The following is a 21,320-nucleotide window of genomic DNA, read 5'->3' on the forward strand; positions in this document are numbered from 1 at the left end:
GAAAGGAGAGCGACATGACAAGGGAATCTAGAAAACCCAAAACCAATTGGCATGATGTGAAACATGCGATCGACACAAACATTCATGAAGACCAAAGACTTTTTAAAGAGCCGCTCACTATTCATTTAGTTACGCCAATGTTTGGGGGAGGGCCCCAATCAAACTCAATTGATCAAGACAGACCGATTCGAGAAAGTGCAATTCGTGGTCATCTTCGTTTCTGGTGGCGTGCAACTCGAGGAGCTACCTGCAAAAATGCGAATGAATTATCTAAAAGAGAAGCAGAGATATTTGGTCATACAGAACAAGCGAGCCAGATTCAAGTGGTAACCCATTATGAAAAAGACGAAGTGAAAAGAAATTCAAAAGTATTTTTTAAAAAGAAAAATCATCCTTTTCCACGGTATGTTCTTTCAAATATGAAAGATGAAACACCATACCTCATGAAGGCGCAATTTTCTTTAAATATCCGGTTATCAAAAAAAACAACCGATTTTGAGTTAATCAAAAAAGAAGTTGAAGTAGCATTATGGGCTTGGATCAACTTCGGTGGACTTGGTTCAAGAACGAGACGTGGGTGTGGCAGTTTATATTGCAAGCAATTTTCACCATACAACAAGAGGACAAAAAGCCAATTGGAAAAATGGTTTGAGCAAAAACTTTTAGAATATGACATCCAATTGCCAGCATCAAGTCGAGAATGGCCGACGCTTAGTCGAGAATTTAAAGTACAGGCATTTCCATCATCTATGATCTCAAGCTGGCAGTCTGTCATTCAGCCATATGAAACATTTCGAAGAAGATCTAACCCGGACAAAAAAAGGGGAAGAAGTTGCTGGCCGGAAGCAGATACTATTCGTCTGTTAACAGGTAAGGCTAAATCAGGTCATCACATCCCTTATCCAAAAGAGAAACCATTTAAATATCAAGCATTTCCTAGAGCTCAATTTGGTTTGCCTATTCAGTTCCGATTTGCTCCTAAAGATAGTGGGAAAGATCCAGATCCTGTAACGCTCCTACCTAAAGGAAAGGATCGTTTGGCATCACCACTCATCTTAAAACCATTAGCTATTAATCAAAAGGAATCGGTGGGCATGGTGATGGTGTTGCAGCAACCAAAGATCGAAGCGTTATCGCTTTTAGGGTACGGAAAGCCTTTGCCCAATGTGACAGATGAACAAAGTATCTACCCAACAGCCACCTACTCAAACAACCCATTACAAGACGAGAGTGGCCGGACGCACTCATCGGCGATTCAAGCCTTTTTACATAGCAAGGAGGTGCAAACATTTTGTCAGAAGGATTACAAAAACAAACATTGATGCTATTTTCTATAGGGCCCGTTCAAGAATTTATTGCGCAAGCAAGGCGGACGCGTGATTTATGGTTTGGCTCTTTTCTTCTATCTGAATTAAGTAAAGCAGGTGCGAAGAAATTTCAAGAACTGGGTGGAACGCTTATTTTCCCTGTGTTCAACGAATCCTCTGCAGAACCAAACAACGCACCAAATAAAATATTGGGGGAAATCTCACACGAACAACCTGCATCCATTGCAAGACAAGTAAAAAAAGCAATATATGACAAATGGAAGGAATACGCAGACTTTGTAAGAGGGAAAGTTGATCCTTATATTCAAAAAGGCACATGGAATCGACAAGTGGATGATTTATTGGAATTTTATGCTGTGTGGACTGAGATGCAAACTCCAGAGGAAGCGGCAAATGCGTCCGCAAGTTCATATCATATGGCTCTTCAAGAAGTCGAAGGTTTAATGGCGGCAAGGAAGACTTTAAGAGATTTTAAACAAAATGAGCCAGGGGCGTTATTCGGTGAACCAAAATCATCACTTGACGGTGGACGAGAGTCTGTTTTCCAAAAGCAAAAAACACCACAGCAAGTGGCGCAACTAGCGAAATGGGGAATTGGTGAACATGAATCATTAGATGCGATTTCAGTGATCAAACGATTGTCCTTACATAAGCATCCGAGCAAGACATTTCCGTCAGTCTGCGATAAAGCGTTTGCTCCCTATCAAAACATGTTGCTAAAAAATGAACAGATGAAGAAAGCAGCCACACAATATGTGAGAGCTGTAGAAACGTATTTTGAGAATATGAATCTGACAGTAGCTCCTCTTGATTTGAGTGAGGCATCGCTTTTTTATGATAGAAGAATAGAAGATTATCTTGAACAACGTGGACTTGTCGGGACCACACGAACAGAAGCGAAAAATGATATCACACAGCTGCTTGAAAAATATTTCAAAGGTGAATACAGCAAGCATTATGGCCAGCCGGTCAAACCACCAGTACCTTCACCTTACTATGCCTTTCTCATGGCGGATGGAGATAAGATGGGCAGCCAACTGCGAAATATACAGCATGTAGAAAGTCATATTGCATTTTCTAAAACGCTCTCAACTTTTGCTTCAAAGGCAAGTGAGATTATTTCCGAATGTGAAGGTACATTGATCTACGGCGGTGGAGATGATGTTATGGCATATGTACCGGTGCACCTATGCTTAGAAGCAGCTGGGAAATTACAAAGTGAATTTGTTTCAACGATGAAGGCTCATCAACATAGTGAAATACCTCCTTCGATTTCAATTGGCATCGCCATCGTTCATATGCTTGAGCCTCTTGAAGAAGTAAGAAGCATGGCACGTCAGGCTGAACAATATGCAAAACAAGAGCGAAATTCATTAGCGATTCATTTCCAAAAGCGAGGCGGAGGAGACACAATGAATATCTCAGTCTCATTTCAAATAGATCCAGTGGCCTCTATCCAAGAGATGACGACGTGGTTAAAACAGTCTTATTTCACATCTGGCTTTGCATATGGCTTACGAGAGTTGTATCAAACATATGAACAGTCTTCTTTTAGAAAACAGCCGGAAATTTTAGATGAACTCATTCCACTAGAGATAAGACGTCTTGCATTCAAAAAGAAAACGGAAGCAAAAACAGAGCAAGAAACGAAAGAGTGGATCGATCAATTGATTGCGAAGTATATACCGAAGAAGAATACATTAGAAGAATTACATACAATCGCTGAATGTATGATCATTGCTCTTCAACTGGAGGAGGTAAGTGGACATGCCTGAAAGATGGTTTCACATTCAACCGCTTGATCCGCTGCTTATTCGTGATGCACGCCCATTTCAAAGTGTACCGGGTATACGGGCGCGTTCACTAAACGATGTTCCGCCAAGTGTGGTCGCAGGAACACTTCGTACAGCTCTAGCAAAGAAACGACAATCAATAAAACACACGACGCCACTTTCTTATTATGCAAAATCTCTTGTGCGAGGTCCTTTATATCGCTGGCATGATCATTTATATGTGCCAATGCCTAATGACCTTGAGTTATTCGATGATGAGTATGGGATGAATCAAGTGAGACCAAAGCCAATGATGTCGGAAGGCCAGGGCTTTTTTGGTACAGGGAAAACAGGTCGTTTTAGTGAGGAATTATGGCCGCCAGTTGGAGCGGGTGCTCGTAAAAAAATGAAATCGCCGCCTGCTTTTGTATCACTAAAGTGGATGGTGAACTGGCTGACAGACGCAGTGAATGAGAGTCAGGTGAAGGAAGCCTTGACTGAATACCAACATATGCAGAAGGAAAATCATGCTTTCAAAAAGGAAACACCACCGGCATTTATTCCAGCATTACAGCGTCAGGAACGAACACAAATTGAGGTGGAAACTGGCAGTAAAAAGGCAAAAGATCAGCATCTATTTTCAACTGAATCGCTCTTATTCCCAGATGACTTTAAACTGGAGGCAGGAATAGATTTATCTACTGAAGAGTCAGAAGAATTAAAGCCTTTCTCAGGGATTCACCCAATCGGTGGTGAACGGCGGCTGGCTCATATAGAAGACCGGCCACATGTATACCAACAAGATTGGACATGTCCGGATGCTATTAAAGAATCGCTCAAAAACAAGCCGTATGTTCGCATGATATTGGCGACACCTGCTTATTTCAGTAAAGGATGGCAGCCCGGATGGCTGGATGAACAGCTCATGTCAAAACCACTATTTGATACAAATGTACGACTCAAATTGGTTTGGGCATCTGTTCCATATTGGCAGCCTATCTCTGGATGGAGTTTAGCAAATAAAGACAAAGGGCGTGAAAAAGCAATACGCCGCTTAGTCCCCGCAGGTAGTGTTTACTTCTTTACAGTAGAAGAAGGAGATCCAGCAGAACTGGCCGAAAAAATGTGGCTTCAATCAGTATCCGATCGTAACCGGCGCAAAGAAGCGTTTGATCGTGAAGATGGCTGCGGGTTAGCACTTTGGGGAACATGGAAGCCGAATGAATAAGAGGAGTGAGATGATGGAAGCAAGCCGTTGGTTTTGGATACATTGTTTATCCCCCCTTCATATTGGAGCGGGTGAAGGAGTTGGCGTGATTGATATGCCCATTCAACGAGAAAAAGTAACAGAATGGCCGATTATACCTGGAAGCAGTATCAAAGGCGTGCAGCGTGAACATTATCGCGCGAAAGGACAAGACACATTCGTACAAAAAGTATTTGGTACACAAGGAGATCAAGATGGAAGCGCAGGAGCAGTCGTCATGACAGATGGCCGGTTATTTTCATTCCCGGTGGCGAGTAGATACGGTACATTTGGATATGTGGCAAGTCCGCTCATATTGAAAAGATTAGCCCGCGATGCAAAAGCATTAGGCGTATCGCTGGATATCCCTGATCTCATAGAAGAATCAAGCACGCTAGTCACCTTGAATTCTAAATTAGTAGAGAATGACGAATTATACCTAGGTGAATTCCAAGGGGCAGCGAAAAAATCTCAACAACTAACCGGTTTTGCTGAACAGATGGCCAAACTTTTATTCGACGATAAACAATCACAAACTCTTTGGATAGAACGATTTGTCATTGTAAGTGATGACGTTTTTCAATACATTATCACCATGAATTCTGAAGTGACACCTCGTATTAGAATTGATCATGAAACCCAAACAGTTAGTAAAGGAGCTCTCTGGTATGAAGAGTATGTACCAGCAGAAGCCATATTTTATGGGCTCATGTGGTGTGATCGTGTCGATGGAAGCAATGATTTATCTGTTAGACATCAACTTTTAAATCAACTAGAAAAACAGATGTATCTTCAATTAGGTGGAAACACAAACGTAGGTAAAGGAAGAGTATCCTGGCGTATGACAGGAGGGGAGGGATCATGAAACTCATTCAACATCATTATGCTGAGAAAGCGTATCAACATGTGATGAATGCCAAAACGAATGAGGAGAATTTCTCAAATCAATATGGACAACTCTGTCACAGATTCGCCTCAATGATCTTAACAAATGGATTAAGGCTCACCATTACATTTTTTGAAGCAAAATCAAAAAAAGGAAATGCTTATCAACAATTCGTTCAAGATATAAAAGAAACTTTAGATTTACAAGAAAGTTGGTCAGCTTCCAATCGAGATTACTTAATCAAATCAAGACAAGCTTTAAGTGCATCTGTTTGGTTAAAAAGATATGCGGAATCAATTTTAAAGGTGGAACAAGGGGCGGAAAATGTGGAGGACATTCAATGAATCTGTCATTAACCTTAAACAAAAGCAAATGGGAGATTGATGGTTCTACATTGTCGAACATCATAAAGGACAGTTCGAAAAAGCAGTCATTTTATGAAAATGTGATTAGTCTACATCGAAAACAATGGGGGAAAAATCGCTTGTTGTATGAAAAGTTTTTGGAGCGATATTATACTGACACGAACCCCACATGCCTAGTCAAATCCATATCACCGTTAGTCATTGGACATGGAGGAGAGGGTGTACTTGAAACGGGATTGTTATTACACCCGATATACGGCGTTCCTTATTTACCAGGAACAGCTTTAAAAGGTGTAGCCTCTCATTATGCCCATTCTGTATTAGGTGAAAACTTTCCAGAACTAAAACAGGGTGGTAGTGATTACAACACATTGTTTGGAACAAACGAACGTGCTGGCATCATCGAATTTCATGATGCGCTCATGATGCCTGAGACAGTAAAGGAAGCATTCAAAGTAGATGTGATGACACCACATCATTCAGACTATAACAGCGTCAAGCTAGATAAGATGAACAAAGGGGGAAGTGTTCCAGCCCCTCGAGACGATGACTCACCAACACCGATTCATTTCTTAACGGTGGTCAACGGCCGCTTTCAACTTCTATTGAAAACAAAAAAGAATCTACCAGAAGATGCGGAATGGCTCCAACTCGCCAAAACCATCTTACTAGGCGCTTTAGAACACGAAGGAATCGGTGCTAAAACAAATGCAGGTTATGGAAGACTTAAAATGGACGACGTCATTTCATAAGACTAAGTGCGAATGTGAGGTGAACATAAAATCCCTGGAACATTCGCACCGTTTCATTCGACAAAAATGAGAAAAAATGTATATTTTTTAGGAGTGAAAACAAACTTCTATATAGAAACTTGAGGATTTTGACGATCATTCCCTAAAAAATGTTATAATTAGGGCGGAAATCGCAGTCGCACTCTACATGAGTGCGTGGATTGAAATATTTTTCGCATCCGTAATGTGGAAGAACCCTCTAAGTCGCACTCTATATGAGTGCGTGGATTGAAATAAACAACCGCTCATTACTATTAGTGTCAGATAGGGTCGCACTCTACATGAGTGGATGGATTAATAATTGCGAAAACATAACTCTGCCTCCTGCCTCCTGCCTCAGTAGTCATGAATCTAATTGAATTCAATTGTTGCTGAAATATAAAGAATTATGATTAACAAGTTTCAATAGATTTCATACTAAGAAAAAGTCGGTGCGAATGTGAGGTGAACATAAAATCCCTGAAACATTCGCACCTATTCATTCGACAAAAATGAGAAAAAATGTATATTTTAGGGTGAAAACAAAATTCTATATAGAAACTTGTGGGTTTTGACGATCATTCCCTAAAAAATGTTATAATTAGGGCGAAAATCGCAGTCGCACTCTACATGAGTGCGTGGATTGAAATCCATCAGCGCCCGCCTCTGCAGATGTGTATACTCCGTCGCACTCTACATGAGTGCGTAAATGGAAATATTTCCAACCGTAATAAATTTACCTTGTCCTTCAAGTCGCACTCTATATGAGTGTGTGGATTAATAATTGTGAAAAACATAACTCTGCCTCTCAGTAGTCATGTATTTAATTAAATTCAAAGTTGTTGATGAAATATAAAGAAGTATGATTAACAAGTTTCAATAGATTTCATACTAAGAAAAAATCGGTGCGAATGTGAGGTGAACATAAAATCCCTGGAACATTCGCACCGTTTCATTCGACAAAAATGAGAAAAAATGTATATTTTTTAAGGGTGAAAACTTAATTCCTATATAGAAACTTAAGGGTTTTGACGATTATTCCCTAAAAATGTTATAATTAGGGCAGAAATCGCAGTCGCACTCTATATGAGTGCGTGAGTTGAAATTCCTTACTAAAGAAATACAAGCCTTTTCCGAGTTCGTCGCACTCTATTATGAGTGCGTGGGTTGAAATATCTACTGGAAAATAATCGAGTTCCATCATTATGGTCGCACTCTACATGAGTGCGTGGGTTGAAATAATGCCATCTTGCAGTTACAGTAAGAGCTTTTTAGTCGCACTCGATATGAGTGCGTGGGTTTAAATTAGCCGATGGTTCAGCTTGATGTTTTTTTCAAATCGCACTCTATATGAGTGTGAGGAATAAAATTCTTGTCAGAAGGTATCTTGAAAGATATATTAACAATTGCGCTTGATATAGGTGTGAAAAACATAACTCTGTCTCACCCATTTTATTAATGAATTCAAGGCTGTTGATGAAACAGCGAAATAAGTATGATTATCATCAATAATAGTTTTTAATTAAATAGGATTAAGAAAGATTCGGTGCGAATGTGAGGTGAACATAAAATCCCTGGGGCATTCGCACCTTTTCATTCGACAAAATTGAGAAAAAATGTATATTTTTTAGAGGTGAAAACAAAATTCCATATAGAAAATTGAGGGTTTTGGCTACCATTCCCTAAAAAATGTTATAATTAGGGCAGAAATTGCAGTCGCACTCTACATGAGTGCGTGGATTGAAATGCGTATAAAGTTTTGCCATATAAATAAGATAAATTGTCGCACTCAACATGAGTGGGTGGATTAATAATTGCGAAAACATAACTCTGCCTCCTGCCTCAGTAGTCATGAATCTAATTGAATTCAATTGTTGCTGAAATATAAATAAGTATGATTAACAAGTTTCAATAGATTTCATACTAAGAAAAAGTCGGTGCGAATGTGAGGTGAACATAAAATCCTTGGAACATTCGCACCTATTCATTCGACAAAAATGAGAAAAAATGTATATTTTTTTAAGGGTGAAAACAAAATTATATATAGAAACTTGTGGGTTTTGACGATTATTACCTAAAAAATGTTATAATTAGGGCGGAAATCGCAGTCGCACTTTACATGAGTGCGTGGATTGAAATACCTATTCCACCAGTCAACAACAAAAGCAATAGGTCGCACTTTACATGAGTGCGTGGATTGAAATGTTTTTCAAGTGTGTGATTTCTAACTTTTCATTCGTCGCACTTTACATGAGTGCGTGGATTGAAATATTGATTCTCTATGTTCTGGTATTTCAATGGCGTCGCACTCTACATGAGTGTGTAGATTAATAATTGTGAAAAATATAACTCTGCCTCTCAGTAGTCATGTATTTAATTAAATTCAAAGTTGTTGCTGAAATAATAAATATGATTATCAAGATTCAAATAGATTTCAGACTAGAAAAATTCGGTGCGAATGTGAGGTGAACATAAAATTCCTGGAACATTCGCACCGTTTCATTCGACAAAAATGAGAAAAAATGTATATTTTTTAGGAGTGAAAACAAAGTTCTATATAGAAACTTAAGGGTTTTGACGATCATTCCCTAAAAAATGTTATAATTAGGGCGAAAATCGCAGTCGCACTCTACATGAGTGTGTGGATTGAAATAGCGATGACAAGGCTCGCAAGCACATTGTATTTTGTCGCACTCTCCATGAGTGCATAGATCACAGTTTCTGCGTTTTATACAAATTCAAGTACTATCCAGTTCAAAATCTACACATATGAATAATTCAAGCCCTACACAACAAAAAAAGACTCGCTCACACTGAGCCGAGTCTTAATTTTTTTTGCAGTTTTTCTTCACTGAAAATCCAGCCGGTATAGGAATTTTTGATTTGGTGGTCCATGTCGATATGGCAGATCGCGACAAAAGGATAGTGACCTTTGCTGCGGTAGCGCAAATCAATGAACCGCACTTCATAATGATCCTTGTATTTATCTACTTCCCACCGGTAGACAGGGGAGAAGGAGAGAAAGGCTGAAATGTTTTCATCTTGTTTGGCAATTTTCATAATTTCAGTATCGGGGACCGGCACACGGTTAAAGGTGTCTAAAATGACGACCTCTCCATTCATACTGCGCCCAACATGGAAAGAGGATTTACATTTCACGGCAATGCGCCATTGTCTGAACTTCATTGTAGGCGAAATAATAATGTCTTCAATTTCATCGAATTGTGCACGCAGCTGATGTTTGATCTGAAGCTGCATGATGACCCTGACGATATAATAGCAGAAAATCACGGCGTACAGCGTAATAAACGTATAGCCGGGATGCCCGCCAATCGCCCAAACGACAATGGCGACAAGGTGTGTAAAAAAGATAAACGGATCAAACGTGTTAATAATCCCAAGCGCTACCCACTTCTTTGAAAATGGACGAATGGCCTGCGTGCCGTATGCATTGAATATATCGACAAACACATGAAGCACAACAGCTAATAGTGTCCATAACCAAAGATGAAGTAAATTCGCCCCCGGCACAAATGGGAAAATCACAGCCGGAATCAGCAATGACCAGAACAGTACAGCCGGAATGGAATGTGTAAATCCCCGGTGATTTCTTATATAAACCGCATTATTTTTTAGTTTTAGCACAGTATCAATGTCTGGTGCTTGGGAGCCGGCGATGGTCGCGATCATCACGGCGTGTGCCATGTGTGGATCTGCGCTGACGGCTGGATCTAAAAGTGCAAGTCCCCCAAGAGAAATGCCCATTACTACATGAGTACCAGTGTCCAATTGATTACCTCCTAGTTGTCATGCTTAGGAACAATCATACAAAGTATACGTCTCCAATCAAGACTATGTGCAAAATCACTTTTGCTTTATCCCGATTTAATGTAACATGTTAACGTATCTACAAACAGTATACAACAAATAAGGTTCTTTTCAGAACGTTAGCCCTCGGTCCAATGAGAAGGAGTATAGATATGAAAGACATTCAAGAAAAGCTGGACCGCAAAGATATTGCGGGCTTTCAGCATGATTTAATTGATTGGTATGAAAAAGAACAACGAACATTGCCATGGCGTGAAAATCAAGATCCATACCGCGTTTGGGTATCAGAAGTGATGCTTCAGCAAACGAGAGTAGATACGGTCATTCCGTACTTCAACCGGTTTATGGAGCAATTCCCGACGGTGAAAGATCTCGCTTTAGCTGATGAAGAAAAGGTCATGAAAGCATGGGAAGGTCTTGGCTACTACTCAAGAGTGCGTAATTTACAGGCAGCTGTGAAAGAAGTCTATGAATCCTACGGTGGCATTGTCCCTGATACGAAAGAGCAATTTTCAAAGCTCAAAGGTGTAGGTCCGTATACGAGCGGCGCAGTACTGAGTATCGCCTATAACAAGCCGTACCCTGCGGTAGACGGCAACGTTATGAGGGTCATTTCCCGTATTTTGTCCATATGGGATGATATTGCAAAACCAAAAACGAGAAATATTTTCGAGTTTGCGGTGGATCAGCTCATTTCCCGGGAAAAGCCATCAGAATTCAATCAAGGGTTGATGGAGCTAGGTGCGCTCATCTGCACTCCAACATCCCCTGCCTGCCTTATTTGCCCTGTGAACATGCATTGCTCGGCACTTGAGGAAGGCGTTCAGCATGAGCTCCCAGTGAAAAGCAAAAAGAAAAAACCGACTGCAAAATCAATGGCAGCAGTGGTGTTATTTGATGATGCAGGCAACCTCTATATTCATAAGCGGCCAAGTACAGGCCTTCTTGCGAATTTATGGGAATTCCCTAACTTGGAAACCATAAAGGGAAGAAAAACGGAAAAAGAGCAGCTAATGGATTTCTTAAAAGAGGAGGCAGGTGTACAAGCAGAGCTTGGTGATTTAGAAGGCACCATTCAGCATGTATTTACCCACCTCATCTGGAATATTTCTGTTTTCTTTGGACGTGTGACCTCTGTATCTGATGACACGATGCTGAAAAAAGTGACAACAGAAGAATTTAAGGCATATGCTTTGCCAGTCTCACACCAAAAAATTTGGATGATGGCACTTGAACAGCCTAGTCGTATTTAACCGTTGTACCGTGGGTATAATCGGCTTCATTTCGGTGCAACCCCCCGCGGTTTTCAATTTCAGAAATGATTTCTCGATACTTAGATTGCCCTTCTTCGTTCAAATAAGGTAAAATTTGTTGGAAAGCATGATGAAAGTAAGCAAGCTCAGTATCTTTCCATTGATCCTTGGACATCATGCCAAGCTGGCTTAAATCGCGTCCGACATACATGAATGTAACCTCCTAATAGGAACTTTCCTATTAGTGTGAAGCGAATGGACGAAAACTATTCAAATCAGGAGATGAACCATAATGAGTCAACGTAAATGTGCATTAATTACAGGCAGTAGTAGAGGTGTAGGGAAAGAAGTAGCCCTTCGCCTAGCTGAAAAAGGATATGACATTGTCATTAACTATGCGAGAAGCAAAAAAGCCGCACTTGAAACAGCGGAAGAAATTGAAGCGATGGGTGTGAAAACATTGGTTGTCAAAGCCAATGTAGGTCAGCCAGAGAAAATCAAAGACATGTTTCAGCAAATCGACGAAACCTTTGGCCGTTTAGATGTATTTGTGAATAATGCGGCATCTGGTGTTCAGCGTCCAATCATGGACCTTGAAGAAAATCATTGGGACTGGACGATGAATATTAATGCGAAAGCTTTATTATTCTGCGGACAAGAAGCGGCGAAATTAATGGAGAAAAACGGCGGCGGACATATCGTCAGCATTAGCTCACTAGGCTCCATCCGCTACCTTGAAAATTACACAGTAGTTGGCGTATCAAAAGCAGCATTAGAAGCGTTGACGCGTTATCTATCTGTTGAGCTGTCACAAAAAAATATCGTCGTGAATGCCGTATCTGGCGGCGCGATCGATACAGATGCACTTAAGCACTTCCCGAACCGAGAAGAGCTTTTAGAAGACGCCAAGAAAAATACACCAGCTGGCCGAATGGTGGAAATTAAAGACATGGTCGACAGCGTCGAATTTCTTGTATCAGGCAAAGCAGACATGATTAGAGGACAAACCATCATTGTAGATGGCGGACGTTCTTTGCTTGTTTAAAAAATCATGAATAGGATTTGCACCTTCTGCACAAATTAATGTGCGTGGAGGTGATAATGATGGATAAACAACAAAACAAAACAAACGCACAACAAGTGAAAAAACAAAACCAAGCTACTGCTCAAGGTCAATATGGTACTGAATTTGCTAGCGAGACTGACGCACAGCAAGTAAAAAAATACAACCAAAAAGCTGAGCAAAACAAACAACAAAACAGCTAATCACTGAAACAGAGGGAAGCACTTCATCTACGAATGAAGTGCTTTTCTTTTTGCCTCTCCCCCCCACCATCCGACAAAACCTGTAAAGCCTCTACATAAACAGTCAAAGGATTTCTGCAATCTTTCAAGAAATGGTATACAGACAAAAAGTGGATGAAAATAAAAGGGAGGAGTTAGATGTCTGATTTCGATCAGCTTGTAAAAGAACAAATGCAGCTCATGGATCAACTACTCAATGTACAGGGAGAACTCGATCTATGCTTAGAAACAGAAAAACAATTGCTGCAAGATGAAAAAAAAGAAGAGTGGACTAGGCTTCATGATCAAATCAAACAGAAACGTAAGGAACTGCAAAAAATCCAAACCTTGTTTACAAAACAGACAGAAGAGGTCATCAATTCATATAAGCAGATGGAAAAGAGTTCAACCGTGATGTAAGACAGTGTGCCGTTCAATTGGGTTGAATGGCTTTTTCATTTCATTTTTTAATGATGTAACGGTATAATATGATAGAGACATGTTTAGTTGGGAAATTAGGTCTTTGGACTGTTATGTTTGTTTGTTATAGAAAGTAGGGGAGAAAATATGGGCTATCCCAAGGAAGGAGAAAGCATCCAAATTCAAAGCTATAAACACAATGGCTTGATCCACAGGATTTGGAATGAAACCACCATTCTGAAAGCAACGGAATTGTGTATCATTGGTGCAAACGACCGGACAATGGTGACTGAATCCGACGGCCGTACTTGGATGACGAGAGAACCGGCTATTTGCTATTTCCATGCAAAACAATGGTTTAATGTGATTGGGATGCTTAGAGATGATGGGGTATATTATTACTGCAACATCAGCTCTCCTTTTGCAACAGATGAAGAAGCAATTAAGTATATTGATTACGACTTAGATGTCAAAGTCTTTCCAGACATGACGTATAATATTTTGGATGAGGATGAATATGCAGATCATAAGAGGCAGATGAATTATCCAAAGGAAATTGATAGTATCTTAAGAGAGCATCTGAATACATTATTGCATTGGATTCACCAGCGGAAAGGTCCGTTTGCTCCTGAATTTGTGGATATGTGGTATGAACGTTTTTTACATTATACAAAATAAGCAAGAGCATCAAAAAACCTGTTTGGCTTTTTAGGCTAACAGGTTTTTGATTGCGTACGGATAAGAGGCACTGATAGATTGGGAAGGAGATTTACATGGGGGTCATTAAACGCTACATGGCTTTTGTAACACCGTATAAGAAACAGATTGCATTGACAATGGTCATCGGGATGATCAAGTTCTCGATTCCCTTAACATTGCCTCTGCTTTTAAAGTATGTCATTGATGATGTCATTCAAGGCTCGGGGGCGGCTGAAGAAAAGACATCATCTCTACTGATCATTATGGGAATCATGCTCGTCTTATTTTTAGTGATGAGGCCGCCTGTTGAATACTATAGACAATACTATGCGCAGTGGACAGGCAGTAAGGTATTGTTTGATATTCGAGAAAAGCTGTTTTCGCATATTCAAAAGCTCAGCCTTCGTTATTATGCCAACACGAGAACAGGAGAAATCATTTCTAGAGTCATCAACGATGTGGAGCAGACAAAAGAGTTTGTCATCACAGGTCTTATGAACATTTGGCTAGATTTGATGACCGTGCTGATCGTGATCGCCATTATGTGTACACTGGACATCAAGCTCACCATCGTGTCTGTCATTATTTTTCCGTTATATGCGTTTGCAGTGAAGTATTTTTACGGCAGGCTGCGTAAGCTGACAAAAGAGCGGTCACAGGCGCTGGCTGAAGTGCAAGGGCATCTTCATGAGCGGGTACAAGGAATGCCAGTCATTCGGAGCTTTGCCATTGAAGAATATGAACAAGAGAATTTTCATGATGAAAACAAAAATTTCTTAAACAAAGCGATCAATCACACGAATTGGAACGCTAAAACATTTGCCGTCGTCAATACCATTACTGATATTGCACCGCTATTGATCATTGCATTTGCTGGCTACACCGTCATTAATGGATCACTTTCGATCGGGACTATGATTGCCTTTGTCGGTTATATTGACCGGATGTACAACCCGATTCGCCGCCTCATAAACTCATCCACGACATTAACTCAGTCAGTAGCGTCAATGGATCGTATCTTTGAATTTATTGATGAGCCATACGAGGTAACAGATCGGCCGAATGCGAAAGAAGCCGATCATTTAAAAGGAGAGGTCGAATTTAAAAATGTATCGTTTCGTTATGAACACACGCAGGAAGAGATTCTCCGCAATATCTCCTTGAAAGTAGAAAAAGGACAAACGGTTGCGCTTGTAGGAATGAGCGGTGGAGGGAAGTCGACTCTCGTCAGCTTAATTCCAAGGTTTTATGATGTGACAAACGGGTCACTTGAAATTGACGGCATTGATATAAAAGAGTACAGAGCAAGAAGCCTTCGAAATCAAGTCGGAATGGTGCTGCAGGATACATTCTTATTCAGTGACACGATTAAAGAAAATATTGCGGTTGGAGACCCAGAAGCCTCTTTTGAAAAAATCGTTTCGGCTGCAAAAGCGGCAAATGCCCATGACTTTATTATGTCTCTTCCTGAAGGATATGACACGAAGGTAGGAGAACGGGGCGTGAAGCTGTCAGGCGGTCAAAAACAGCGGATTTCCATTGCAAGGGTCTTTCTAAAAAATCCACCGCTGTTGATTTTAGATGAAGCAACGTCTGCACTAGATTTAGAAAGTGAACATTACATTCAAGAAGCGATGCAAAAGCTAGCAAAGGACCGCACAACCTTTATTGTCGCGCACCGCTTATCAACAATTACACATGCTGACCTCATTGTCGTCATGGAACAAGGTGAGATTGTGGAAAAAGGAACACACGAAGAATTAATGAACAGAGACAGCCACTATCGCCATCTTTTTACCATTCAAACATTAAATTAGTAGAAGCCTATCCGATTCTAGCGGATAGGCTTTTTTATGCTTGTCAAAAACATGACATATTTCCCAGCTTGTCTCAATACAATTTTAAAAAGTATGACGGGGTGGTGAATATGTGAAAGAACAAGACGTGCTGCTAGATGTCAAACAGCTGTCCATTGCATTTCAGCAAAAAAAGCAAAAAGTACCCATCGTCCATCACATATCGTTCTCGATCCAAAAAGGAGAAACCTTAGGAATTGTTGGCGAATCTGGCTGCGGGAAAAGTATCACATCTATGTCATTAATGGGACTGAATCAGCAAACAGACACAACGGGAGAGATTCAATTCGAAGGGCAAAACCTGCTGTCGCTTTCAGAAAAACAGTGGCGAGATATAAGAGGAAATGATATTTCGATGATTTTCCAAGAACCAATGACCTCTCTGAACCCATTAATGACCATAGGCAAACAAATGACGGAAGCCCTTTTCACACATCAAGCAATCGGTCAAAAAGAAGCAAAAGCGAAGGCGGTTGATCTGCTTCAGACAGTTGGATTGAAGCAAGCCGAATCGTTGCTTAAAAAATACCCGCATGAATTATCAGGTGGCATGCGTCAGCGTGTGATGATTGCGATGGCGATGCTTTGTCACCCAAAGCTCATGATCGCAGATGAACCAACAACTGCACTTGATGTGACCATCCAAGCGCAAATCCTTCGCCTGCTCAAAAAGCTGAACGAAGAGATGGACACCGCTATTTTATTTATTACCCATGATCTAGGCGTCGTACGGCAAATATGCCAGCGAGTCATGATAATGTATGCCGGTCGAATCGTAGAGGAAGGAACCGTTGACCGTATTTTTCAAAAACCTCTGCACCCCTACACAAAAGGTCTTTTCGCCTCAGTTCCATCATTCAAAGAGAAAAAAGAAAAGCTCATCTCTATTGCAGGTCATGTACCGAAGCCAGGGACCATTCGATCTGGCTGTCAATTTGCCGCGCGCTGCCCCTATCAAATGGCGCAATGTCTTGAAAAAGATCCCGTTTTACAATCCATTGAACAGGATCACCGCGTGGCATGCTTTCTAATGGAAGGAGGAGAAGACACTGAGTCACCCACTCTTGCAAGTGAATCAGCTGACAAAACGGTATGACACAGCCGCTTTTTTTTCTAAACACAAACATTCGACTTTGGCTTTAAATCAAGTGTCCTTTCACGTGAAGGAGGGGGAAACGCTTGGCATTGTTGGTGAATCAGGCTGCGGGAAATCAACACTTGGCAAAAGCTTAATGAGATTGACTGAACCGACGTCAGGCTCTATTCAACTGAAAGGGCAAGAGGTCACTCTTTTGAAAGAAAGAGAGATGCGTTCTTTAAGAAAAGACATTCAAATGATCTTTCAAGATCCATATGCTTCTTTAAATCCGAGAATGAAAATCAAAGATATTTTAGAGGAACCGCTCATTGTCCATCGACATGGAACGAAAGCAGAAAGACGGAAGCGGGTAAAAGAGATGCTACACATTGTCGGATTTGACCCATCCTACGGAGAACGTTATGCGCACCAATTCAGCGGCGGACAAAGGCAGCGTATTGGTATCGCTAGAGCACTCATTACCCATCCAAGTCTTGTCATTGCCGATGAACCTGTTTCAGCTTTAGATGTATCCGTTCAGGCGCAAATTTTGAATTTGATGCTTGAATTGCAAAAGACGCTTTCTCTGACGTATCTGTTTATTTCCCACGATCTTGGTGTTGTCAGGTATATGAGCGACCGAATCGCAGTCATGTATGCTGGCCGAATTGTCGAGATGGGGCCTGCCGAAGACGTGTTTCACAGCCCGCTTCATCCTTATACGTCGCTGCTTCTGAAATCCATTCCACATATGGATCACGTGCTGGAGACGCAAGATGTGTCAGCAGAAGAGTCCACAATGACGATAGAAGGCGGCTGTCCTTTCTATAAAAGGTGTCCAAAAAGGTGGGAGAAATGCCTAAAAGCAGTACCTGCTTTGTATGAGGAGGAACCGGGGCACGCGGCCGCGTGTTATTTATATCTAAAGGAGGAACACAATGAAGAAGACATGGTTATTCAGTAGTTTCATTTTTGTGCTGGCACTGGCGCTCTTTTTAGGGGGATGCTCGTCTTCACCGACATCGGAAGAAAAGGCAACAAAAGACACCCTCGTATTTGGCAGAGGAGGAGACTCCACTTCACTTGATCCAATCACAACAACAGAAGGCGAAACCTTCAAGGTCACAGAGAATATGTTTGAAAAGCTGCTGAATTACGGTGAGAAAGACACGACCATCCATCCAGGTCTCGCAACAGACTGGGATGTTGCAAAGGACGGAAAATCATACACATTCTACTTAAGAGAAGGTGTGAAATTTCACGATGGCACAGACTTTAACGCAGAAGCAGTGAAATTCAACTTTGACCGCTGGATGAATGGTGATGCAGAAAAATTCCCGTACTATGGCATGTTTGGCGGTTATAAAAAAGATAAAGGCCATGTGATTAAGGACATCATCGTCAAAGGTGAGCATGAAGTTGAATTTCAGCTAAAGCGCCCGCAGGCGACATTCCTTAAAAATATTGCCATGTCACCGTTTGGCATCGCGAGTCCTGCAGCTGTTGAAAAAAGCGGCGATTCCTTTCGCGAAAATCCAGTAGGAACAGGACCATTCAAATTTAAAGAGTGGAAACAAAACGACCGTATCGTGTTAGAAAAGAACGAAGATTACTGGCAGAAGGATAAACCAAAACTGAATCAAATCATCTTCCGCTCAATCCCAGAAAACTCGGCTCGTTTAAATGCCTTGAAAACAGGCGAGATCGATTTGATGGATGGCGTGAATCCGTCAGATTTAGATGGCATTAAAACGGATCAAGCACTCCAGCTCATTGAAAGACCATCAATGAATGTAGGTTATATCGGACTGACCGTCACAAGAAAGCCGCTCGATAACAAGCTCGTTCGTCAAGCGCTCAATTACGCGGTCGATAAAGAATCCATTATTAAGTCATTTTATGGAGGACTTGCCGAGCCAGCAAAAAACCCTCTTCCTCCAGCTTTAGAAGGTTACAATGACGACATTGATCCATATCCGTATGATCCTGAAAAAGCGAAGGAACTTTTAAAAGAAGCGGGTTTTCCTGACGGCTTTCGCATCAAGCTTTGGGCGATGCCTGTACCGCGTCCGTATATGCCAGATGGGATGAAGGTAGCAGAAGTCATTCAATCAAACTTTGAAAAGGTCGGCGTCAAAGCAGAAATTGTGACTTACGACTGGGCGACCTATTTAGATAAGGCAAGTAAAGGGGAAGCTGATGTGTTCTTATTAGGCTGGACAGGGGACAATGGCGATCCTGATAATTTCATCTACACACTTTTGGACAAAGACAGCATTGGCGGCAACAACTATACATTCTTCGAAAACGATAAAATGCATGACATCCTCATTGAAGCGCAAACAGACACAGATCAAAAGAAACGAAATGAGCTATATAAAAAAGCACAAGAAATCATTCATGATGAAGCACCTTGGATTCCATTGGTGCATTCCATCCCAATGCTTGCAGCATCTAGTGATTTAAAAGGCTACCAGCCGCATCCAACTGGTTCAGAAGCTTTGACTGACGTGTATTTCGAATAAGCAAATAAGGGAGATCTTGTATCTCCCTTATTCAAACAAAGAAAAGGCGGTGAAAGCTGTTTGTTTGCTTATTGTATGAAGCGGGCAGGAATGCTCATCCCAGTATTGATCGGAATGACATTGGTCGTGTTTTCAATTATACGGTTTATTCCAGGAAACCCAGCACAGGTCATCTTAGGACAGCGGGCAACGAAAGAAGCAGTAGAACAGTTAACCACCCAGCTCGGTTTAAATCAGCCTTGGTATGTTCAATACGGACATTACATGCTGGGCCTTTTAAAAGGGGATTTAGGGACTTCGATACGAACAGGAGCGGCTATTGCCCAGGAAATGAAGCCATACTTATTTGCGACGTTAGAATTGACCTTTTTTGCCATGGTGCTGGCGATCGTTGTGGGGGTTAATGCTGGAATCATCAGTGCTTGGTTTAAACATTCTTTCTTTGATTATGTCGCGATGTTTATTGCACTCATTGGAGTGTCCATGCCGATTTTCTGGTTAGGCTTAATGGGGCAGTGGCTGTTCTCGATTGAATTAGGTATTTTACCGACAACGGGACGTGAAAACGTCAGAAATCCAGTGGAATCAATCACCTATATTCATACGCTGGACACGCTTTTGCAAGGCCGGTTTGATCAATTCACTGACAGCATCAAGCATTTGATCTTACCAAGTACAGCACTTGCTACAATCCCTGCTGCGATTATTGCAAGGATAACAAGGGCAAGTATGCTGGAAGTGCTTCATTCAGACTTTATTCGAACAGCAAAAGCAAAAGGAGTACGTTCATTTTTCATCATTTATCAGCATGGGCTGAAAAATGCGCTTATTCCGATCTTAACGATTATTGGTCTTCAGACAGGCCTCTTGCTAGGCGGGGCCATTTTAACAGAGACCATTTTTGCATGGCCGGGCATTGGGCGGTATATATATGACGCCATCAGCTATCGTGATTACCCAGTCATTCAAACAGGCATTCTCGTCGTTGCGCTCATATTTGTCCTGATCAATTTCATTGTGGACATCTTGTATGCGGTCATTGATCCAAGGATTAAATATTAGGCAGGGAGAGTGATAACATGGAAGCGCAAAAAGAGCTTGAACCACCTCAACCAAAAGAAGAGCGCTCTCAATCATTGATTCTTGAATCGATGAAGCTGTTCTTTCAGCACAAGCTGGCGGTCATTGGCAGTGTGATTGTCTTTTTATTTCTCATTTTAGCGATATTTGCACCGCTCATTGCTCCTTTTGGAATCAATGAACAATCTCTCGGTGAGCGATTTAGTGCACCATCAGCTGCGCACTGGTTTGGTACAGATGATTTCGGCAGAGATATATTTTCAAGAGTTGTGCATGGCGCGCGGATTTCCTTATGGGTTGGTTTCTTCTCGGTTCTCGGGTCTGTCATTTTAGGCACACTGCTTGGATTGATTGCAGGCTATGGCGGAAGAGTGCTAGATGCTGTGATCTCGAGAGTGTTTGATATTTTACTCGCTTTTCCTAGTATTCTACTGGCGATTGCGATCGTCTCTATCTTAGGCCCCTCCTTACAAAATGCCCTTATTGCCATTGCGATTATTAATGTCCCAACCTTTGGACGGCTCGTTCGTTCAAAAGTGCTGAGTATTAAACAAGAAGAATACGTGCTAGCAGCAAAGGCGGTTGGGATGTCACACCGCCGCATCGTGCTGCGTCACATTCTGCCAAACAGTATGGTGCCGGTCATCGTACAAGCGACGCTTGCGATCGGAACAGCGATTATCGAAGCAGCGGCTTTAGGCTTTTTAGGATTGGGTGCACAGGCACCAAGCCCAGAGTGGGGGAAAATGCTTGCCGATGCAAGACCTTATCTCGTTCAAGCCCCTTGGACATTAATTTTCCCAGGTGTAGCGATCATGCTGACAGTTTTGGGCTTTAACCTGATGGGAGATGGATTAAGAGACACACTGGATCCTAAAATGAAGAAAATAAAATAAGACCGATTCTTGGAATCGGTCTGGTCTTTTCTAT

The 21,320-nt window shown here is 41.4% G+C and carries 18 protein-coding genes and 1 pseudogene; 17 read left to right on the forward strand and 2 right to left on the reverse strand.

Annotated features, from left to right (window positions below; genetic code table 11):
* Positions 1 to 14 precede the first annotated feature (14 nt).
* From cmr1 to cmr6, 6 genes are read left to right on the forward strand one after another with little or no spacing between them, the layout of a single operon-like run.
* A complete protein-coding gene (gene cmr1, locus MKZ05_RS04390) occupies positions 15 to 1,322 on the forward strand; it encodes a type III-B CRISPR module RAMP protein Cmr1 (protein WP_339161572.1) in 1,308 nt (435 codons plus the stop codon).
* Entirely contained in the window at positions 1,292 to 3,103 is a 1,812-nt protein-coding gene (gene cas10 / locus MKZ05_RS04395; RefSeq protein ID WP_339161576.1) for a type III-B CRISPR-associated protein Cas10/Cmr2, read from the forward strand. Before cmr1 ends, cas10 begins: the two co-directional genes overlap by 31 nt.
* Complete coding sequence (gene cmr3 / locus MKZ05_RS04400; protein ID WP_339161578.1) at positions 3,096 to 4,328, forward strand: type III-B CRISPR module-associated protein Cmr3; 1,233 nt, start codon at positions 3,096 to 3,098, stop codon at positions 4,326 to 4,328. The genes cas10 and cmr3 overlap by 8 nt, the downstream gene beginning before the upstream one ends.
* 13 nt (positions 4,329 to 4,341) lie before the next feature.
* Positions 4,342 to 5,211, forward strand: a complete 870-nt coding sequence (gene cmr4, locus MKZ05_RS04405) for a type III-B CRISPR module RAMP protein Cmr4 (protein ID WP_339161581.1) — start codon at positions 4,342 to 4,344, stop codon at positions 5,209 to 5,211.
* Positions 5,208 to 5,576: a type III-B CRISPR module-associated protein Cmr5 gene (cmr5, locus tag MKZ05_RS04410; RefSeq protein WP_066031134.1), complete on the forward strand. Its 369-nt coding sequence runs from the start codon at positions 5,208 to 5,210 to the stop codon at positions 5,574 to 5,576. The genes cmr4 and cmr5 overlap by 4 nt, the downstream gene beginning before the upstream one ends.
* Positions 5,573 to 6,349, forward strand: a complete 777-nt coding sequence (cmr6, locus tag MKZ05_RS04415; RefSeq protein WP_339161584.1) for a type III-B CRISPR module RAMP protein Cmr6 — start codon at positions 5,573 to 5,575, stop codon at positions 6,347 to 6,349. Before cmr5 ends, cmr6 begins: the two co-directional genes overlap by 4 nt.
* Positions 6,350 to 9,175: 2,826 nt before the next feature.
* Here the strand turns inward: cmr6 and MKZ05_RS04420 are convergent.
* Positions 9,176 to 10,156 carry a metal-dependent hydrolase gene (locus MKZ05_RS04420; RefSeq protein ID WP_044139674.1) on the reverse strand — a complete coding sequence of 327 codons (981 nt, stop codon included), beginning with the start codon at positions 10,154 to 10,156 and terminating at the stop codon, positions 9,176 to 9,178.
* A gap of 191 nt (positions 10,157 to 10,347) precedes the next feature.
* Here MKZ05_RS04420 and mutY point away from each other — a divergent pair, with 191 nt between their 5' ends.
* Positions 10,348 to 11,448, forward strand: coding sequence for an A/G-specific adenine glycosylase (gene mutY, locus MKZ05_RS04425; protein WP_253622798.1), 1,101 nt, complete (start codon positions 10,348 to 10,350; stop codon positions 11,446 to 11,448).
* On the opposite strand, the gene MKZ05_RS04430 is transcribed toward mutY, so the two are convergent.
* Positions 11,435 to 11,659 carry a hypothetical protein gene (locus tag MKZ05_RS04430; RefSeq protein WP_044139672.1) on the reverse strand — a complete coding sequence of 75 codons (225 nt, stop codon included), beginning with the start codon at positions 11,657 to 11,659 and terminating at the stop codon, positions 11,435 to 11,437. The two genes, mutY and MKZ05_RS04430, sit on opposite strands and share 14 nt — an antisense overlap.
* 81 nt (positions 11,660 to 11,740) lie before the next feature.
* On the opposite strand from MKZ05_RS04430, the gene fabL reads away from it, so the two are divergent.
* The 10 genes and pseudogenes from fabL (at position 11,741) to MKZ05_RS04480 (ending at position 21,286) form a co-directional block, all read left to right on the forward strand.
* Positions 11,741 to 12,493 carry an enoyl-[acyl-carrier-protein] reductase FabL gene (gene fabL / locus MKZ05_RS04435; RefSeq protein WP_024425211.1) on the forward strand — a complete coding sequence of 251 codons (753 nt, stop codon included), beginning with the start codon at positions 11,741 to 11,743 and terminating at the stop codon, positions 12,491 to 12,493.
* A gap of 74 nt (positions 12,494 to 12,567) precedes the next feature.
* Positions 12,568 to 12,714: pseudogene (locus MKZ05_RS04440) on the forward strand (gamma-type small acid-soluble spore protein); the annotation flags it as partial.
* A gap of 177 nt (positions 12,715 to 12,891) precedes the next feature.
* Entirely contained in the window at positions 12,892 to 13,152 is a 261-nt protein-coding gene (locus MKZ05_RS04445) for a YgaB family protein (RefSeq protein ID WP_113386875.1), read from the forward strand.
* A 147-nt stretch (positions 13,153 to 13,299) separates the two neighbouring features.
* A complete protein-coding gene (locus MKZ05_RS04450; RefSeq protein ID WP_003217818.1) occupies positions 13,300 to 13,830 on the forward strand; it encodes a DUF402 domain-containing protein in 531 nt (176 codons plus the stop codon).
* Positions 13,831 to 13,925: 95 nt separating this feature from the next.
* Positions 13,926 to 15,668 (forward strand): ABC transporter ATP-binding protein, encoded by a 1,743-nt coding sequence (locus MKZ05_RS04455; protein ID WP_050944726.1) that lies wholly within the window; start codon positions 13,926 to 13,928, stop codon positions 15,666 to 15,668.
* A gap of 112 nt (positions 15,669 to 15,780) precedes the next feature.
* A complete protein-coding gene (locus MKZ05_RS04460) occupies positions 15,781 to 16,803 on the forward strand; it encodes an ABC transporter ATP-binding protein (RefSeq protein ID WP_339161587.1) in 1,023 nt (340 codons plus the stop codon).
* Positions 16,772 to 17,749 carry an ABC transporter ATP-binding protein gene (locus MKZ05_RS04465; RefSeq protein ID WP_339161588.1) on the forward strand — a complete coding sequence of 326 codons (978 nt, stop codon included), beginning with the start codon at positions 16,772 to 16,774 and terminating at the stop codon, positions 17,747 to 17,749. The genes MKZ05_RS04460 and MKZ05_RS04465 overlap by 32 nt, the downstream gene beginning before the upstream one ends.
* Complete coding sequence (locus MKZ05_RS04470; protein ID WP_339161590.1) at positions 17,724 to 19,310, forward strand: ABC transporter substrate-binding protein; 1,587 nt, start codon at positions 17,724 to 17,726, stop codon at positions 19,308 to 19,310. The genes MKZ05_RS04465 and MKZ05_RS04470 overlap by 26 nt, the downstream gene beginning before the upstream one ends.
* A 60-nt stretch (positions 19,311 to 19,370) precedes the next feature.
* The gene (locus MKZ05_RS04475) at positions 19,371 to 20,372 is read left to right on the forward strand and encodes an ABC transporter permease (RefSeq protein ID WP_050944723.1); all 1,002 of its coding nucleotides are present in this window, start codon (positions 19,371 to 19,373) and stop codon (positions 20,370 to 20,372) included.
* 17 nt (positions 20,373 to 20,389) lie between these two features.
* Entirely contained in the window at positions 20,390 to 21,286 is an 897-nt protein-coding gene (locus tag MKZ05_RS04480; RefSeq protein ID WP_061407165.1) for an ABC transporter permease, read from the forward strand.
* Positions 21,287 to 21,320: the final 34 nt, after the last annotated feature.

The organism is Bacillus sp. FSL M8-0277 (assembly GCF_037975305.1).
Lineage (GTDB): Bacteria > Bacillota > Bacilli > Bacillales > Bacillaceae > Bacillus > Bacillus pumilus.